The sequence below is a fragment of the Flavobacterium sp. genome (assembly GCF_043720215.1).
Classification (GTDB): Bacteria; Bacteroidota; Bacteroidia; order Flavobacteriales; family Flavobacteriaceae; genus Flavobacterium.
Genome location: NZ_JAYSSZ010000059.1, coordinates 1 through 5,258, shown reverse-complemented (window position 1 = coordinate 5,258; position 5,258 = coordinate 1). Strand labels below are relative to the sequence as shown.

The following is a 5,258-nucleotide window of genomic DNA, read 5'->3' as shown; positions in this document are numbered from 1 at the left end:
CATTAAACATTTTAGCCATTGCATTTGCAATCACAACATTTACCTCTTGTAGTAAAGATGATAATCCAATAGAGCCGCCAGTATATGAACCAACTGTTTATGCGGTGGGTGGGTATGATAATTCAAATGGTTGGAATGTAGCAGCATTGTGGAAAAATGGTGTAAAAACAGACTTGTCTAACGGAACAAGTGAAGCAAGTGCACAAGATGTTTTTGTAGTAGGAAGCGATGTATATGTAGCAGGGGATGTTGAAAATTCAACAGGTCTAAGTTTAGCAACCTATTGGAAAAATGGAGTAGCAACAACTTTAGGATCTAGTTCTTCTTTGGCTAATGCCATATATGTTGTAGGTAATGATGTATATGTTGCGGGTGAAGAAAGAAATACTTTAACTTCTCAAACTGAACCAGTATTATGGAAAAATGGGGTAAAAACTAGTTTGCTTACAGCAGGAAGTATCTATGGACAAGCTTTTGGAGTTGCTGTAAAAAATAATACTGTTTATGTAGTGGGTTATGACCATACTTCTATAAATGTTGCAAAATTATGGACAATAAATGGAACTACTGTTACTTCAACTACCGTATCTGCGCCAACAATGTATGGTGTTGCTCAAGATGTTAAAGTTAGCGGTAATGATGTTTATGTTTTATGGGGTGAAACAAACCAAACTACAGCTGTTGATACTATTTTTTATTCTAAAAATAGTGTTGCTACAACTGTTGCTGCTTCTACTAGTACAACAAGAACAAATGGTGATGCAATAACAATAAGCGGAAATGATGTGTACATAGCAGGTTCAGATAGAGATGCAAATGGTGTTGGTAGAGCCAAGTATTGGAAAAATGGTGTAGCTACTTATCTAACTATTTCAGGAGGAGGTGATTCAGATGCAAATGGTATAGGAGTTTTTGGGAATGATGTTTATTTTGGTGGGTCTAATGAAGTTACCTCTCCAACCTTTTATTCACATGCTTATATTGCTAAAAACGGTACTGTGACTCCATTAACAACAAGTGCATTTGAATATGGATTCGTATATGATGTTGAAGTACAGTAAATTGTTAAGTTAATTTGAGAGACATTTTGAGGCATTTGTTTAATAATACGGGATCTCGATAGACTAATTTAGCTGGGAGTTAAAATTAATACATGATAACCAAAAAAATATTTTTTTTAGTTTGTGTTTAAAGAGGATGTTTTTTAGACATCCTCTTTTTCTAATTTAAATAAAAAGATAAAATGAAAAAGTCAATTTGTTTACTATTTGTGTCATTTATTGTAAGCTTTGCTTCTGCACAAGTAGGTATTGGAACAACAACTCCTAACACTTCTTCTATTTTGGGTGTGTCTTCAACTACTGCAGGTTTTTTGCCACCAAGAATGACAACGACACAACGTGATGCTATTCTTTCACCGGCTGTTGGCCTTTTTATTTATAATACAACAATAAATTGTATGGAATGGTGGACAGGAAATTTTTGGTATAACGGTTGCGGAACCACATTCTTAGCTACAATTCCTACTAATTCACTTTGTGTGGGTAAAACCATATCCAAAACACCGTGCAGTATGGTAGCTGGAGCAACTTTAAATGATGATCCGTTAACAACTTTAGGAGCTGAATACGATTGGTCTAATGCTACAAGTGCTATTTTCGGAAATGGATTAGGAGCAACAACAAACACAAGAGCGTTAGTAGAAATTGGCGGGCAATGTTGGTGTCGTTATAATATTGATATTACCAATACAAATTTAACAGCATTTACAAATGTTCCAACATCCGCTTGGAGTGGTTACTATAATGACGGAGCCGCTGAATTAGCAGCAAACGAAGGGAAGTATTATCAATGGACAGCAGTCATGCAAGGTTCTATTGTGGAACGTTCTCAAGGAGTTTGCCCAGCAGGTTTTCATATTCCCAGTGATTGCGAATGGATGTATCTCGAAAATACGTTAGGGATGTCAGTAGCTGAACAACAAAATATATTTTTCAGAAACACAGGTAACGTAGGGCAAGATTTAAGTGTATTGTCAAGTGGTGGTACAAATACTACTGGTTTTACAGCGCTTTTAGCTGGTTTCAGGAATAATGCGGGTGCTTTTCCATTTAGTAATAGACCAACAAGTGGTTATTGGTGGTCATCATCAGAAACAAGTGCTACCAATGCAGCTCATCGTGGCATGGATTCAAGCAATGTTGGTGTGAGCAGAAATCCAAATGTTGCCAAAGCACAAGCGTATTGTGTGCGATGTATTAAGGATTAATTTAATTTTTAGTTTGTTTAAAATTTGACTGTCCGTATCGACAGTCTTTTTTTTATATTTGTGTCATGAAAAACATCATCATCACAGGAACTTCTCGAGGAATAGGATATGAATTGGCTTTGCAATTTGCTAAAGCAGGTCATAATGTTTTAGCTATTTCTAGAAAAACACCACAAGAATTATTGGGTAATTCAAATATTACGTGTCTTTCTGTCGATCTATCGGTAGAAGAAGATTTAAGCCAAGTTGCAAACTTTTTGGAACACACTTGGAAAAAAGTAGATGTTATTATTCATAATGCAGGTTCTTTATTATTAAAACCATTTGCTGAAACTACTTCGGAAGAATTTGAAAATATATACAAAGTCAATGTTTTTGGCGTTGCAAATCTAACACGCATTTGTTTGCCATATCTTCAAAAAGGAAGTCATGTGGTAACCATAAGTTCTATGGGCGGAATTCAAGGAAGTATGAAATTTTCGGGACTTTCTGCATATAGTTCTAGTAAAGGAGCTGTCATTACCTTGTCGGAATTATTAGCAGAAGAATATGCAGCACGTGGTATTTCGTTCAATGTTTTAGCATTAGGAGCTGTAAATACCGAAATGTTACAAGAAGCTTTTCCTGGTTACGAAGCACCACTTTCTGCAAAGGAAATGGCTGATTATATTTATAATTTTGCCCTTACAGGAAATAAATATTATAATGGTAGGGTTTTACAAGTTTCAACGACAACACCATAAATGAAAACCGTTTTAGAAAAATACATACCAGAACATTCGGTAGAGCCTGTTTTTGAATTAATCAAAATCAATCAAGTACATCTAAAAATCGTAAATGAACGAGTGACTCGCCATGGAGATTACCGAAAAGGATTATCTGGAAAACACGAAATTACGGTTAACACTAGTTTGAATAAGTATCGATTTCTCATAACATTAATTCATGAAATTTCTCATTTAGTGGCTTTCGAAAAATACGGACGAATTATAAAACCACATGGTGACGAATGGAAACTCACTTTTCAACGATTGATGGTTCCGTTTATTCGTCCCGAGATATTTCCAAGTCAATTATTGCCTTTATTGGCCAGGCATTTCAGAAACCCAAAAGCCAGTAGCGATACCGATGCGACTTTGTCATTAGCCTTAAAACAATTTGATCCAGAGAATGATAAAAACTATATCTTTGAGATTCCCTATGGAAGTGTATTTCGTATTCATAATGGGAAAATTTTTAAAAAAGTAGCCTTAAGATTAAAAAGATACGAATGTTTAGAAATGAATTCTGGACGAACCTATTTATTTAACCCAAATGCAGAAGTAGAATTATTGCCCAATTAAAAAATAAAATGAATAAAAATTATTACGCAATATTAATGGCTGGTGGTGTTGGATCACGATTTTGGCCAGTAAGTACCGCTGAATTCCCTAAGCAATTTCACGATATGTTAGGCTCGGGAGAAACATTAATACAAAAAACTTTTTCGAGATTAGCCAAGTTAATTCCTGTCGAAAATATTTTGATTTTAACTAATGAAAGTTACAATCATATTGTTTTAGAACAGTTGCCAATGGTAAAACAAGAGCAAGTTTTGTTAGAACCAGCCATGCGAAATACTGCGCCTTGTATTTTGTATGCTTCGCTAAAAATTCAAAAGCAAAACCCAGATGCTGTTATGGTTGTAGCGCCAAGTGATCATTGGATTGAAGATGAAAATGCTTTCGCCGAAAACTTGCAACAATGTTTCGATTTTTGTACCAAAGAAAATGCGTTGATGACTCTAGGAATTCAACCTACGTTTCCCAATACAGGTTTTGGGTATATCGAATATGATAAAACCGATTCCAATCCGATAAAAAAAGTAAACCAGTTTAGAGAAAAACCTGATTACGAAACCGCAAAATCATTTCTAGATTCCGGAAATTTCCTTTGGAATGGTGGAATTTTTATTTGGAGTGTGAAAACAATTACAGAAGCTTTCTCTGCTTTTCAACCCAAGATGAATGCCTTATTCTTAAGCGGATTAGAAAGTTATAATACGCCAGCCGAAAAGCAATTTATAGAAGAAAATTATGCGCTTGCCGAAAATATTTCTATCGATTATGCCGTGATGGAAACCGCTAAAAACGTGTATGTTCTTCCTGCCACTTTCGATTGGAATGACCTAGGAACTTGGGGTTCTTTACACGAAAAACTAGACAAAGACGAAAACAATAATTCGGTAGTAAATGCCAAAGTTTTGCTCGAGAATTCCTCTAACAATATCGTTCGTTCCGATGCCGACAAACTCATCATCATTGATGGTTTACATGATTATATCATTGTAGATAAAGAAGGAATTTTGCTTATTTACCCAAAAAGTAAAGAGCAGGATATAAAAAGTATTGTAAAAAAATTGGAGCAGAACTAAAACTAGACGAAGTTATTAGTTGTATGCTCTTTTATCCGAGTAGAAACTAATAAGAATTACATTAAAAGAAAATATAAATGCCAAGTTTTTTAAATATAAATTTAGATGATAAAATAGAAACAAACTTTTTTATTAAACATCTTTTCTTTAGTTTTTTTTGGATACTGGGAATTCTAATATTTGTTTTTAGATTAGATTTTCTATTAACCCAAAAATATACTGATTCAACTAATTGGTTAACTTTAAGTATTCCAAGTATATACTTTTTAGTATTAGTCATTTATTTCTTTTTCATAAGATGGTATTATATTATCGCATTTTTCTTTTACCCTTTTTTAATGTTTTTTTGGTTCATTCCAAAAACAATTTTAAGTGTTGGTAAAGTATATTTATTAGGGACATATTTAAATTGGATTTTTTCAAAATTTCAAAATTTAAAACTGTTTGTTTTTAATATATTCTTTTTAATTTTTTCTTTTCTTTTTTTGATAACTATCAATGAAAATTGGACAAGATGGCTTTGTATAATATGCTTATCCTATTTTTATCTAATTTATTTATACAAGTTTCTAATTA

Annotated in this window: 5 protein-coding genes; all 5 read left to right on the top strand. The window is 33.5% G+C overall.

Annotated features, from left to right (window positions below):
* Positions 1–1,061, top strand: a 1,061-nt coding sequence (locus ACHZC3_RS02585; RefSeq protein ID WP_394758316.1) for a hypothetical protein, incomplete at its 5' end; no start/stop codon positions are given.
* 182 nt (positions 1,062–1,243) lie between these two features.
* Complete coding sequence (locus ACHZC3_RS02580) at positions 1,244–2,269, top strand: fibrobacter succinogenes major paralogous domain-containing protein (protein WP_394758315.1); 1,026 nt, start codon at positions 1,244–1,246, stop codon at positions 2,267–2,269.
* A 65-nt stretch (positions 2,270–2,334) separates the two neighbouring features.
* The gene (locus ACHZC3_RS02575; RefSeq protein WP_394758314.1) at positions 2,335–3,012 is read left to right on the top strand and encodes an SDR family NAD(P)-dependent oxidoreductase; all 678 of its coding nucleotides are present in this window, start codon (positions 2,335–2,337) and stop codon (positions 3,010–3,012) included.
* On the top strand, positions 3,013–3,612 hold the full coding sequence (locus ACHZC3_RS02570) for a SprT-like domain-containing protein (RefSeq protein ID WP_394758313.1): 600 nt from the start codon (positions 3,013–3,015) through the stop codon (positions 3,610–3,612).
* An 8-nt stretch (positions 3,613–3,620) separates the two neighbouring features.
* Complete coding sequence (locus ACHZC3_RS02565) at positions 3,621–4,682, top strand: mannose-1-phosphate guanylyltransferase (RefSeq protein ID WP_394758312.1); 1,062 nt, start codon at positions 3,621–3,623, stop codon at positions 4,680–4,682.
* The last annotated feature ends 576 nt before the right edge of the window (positions 4,683–5,258 follow it).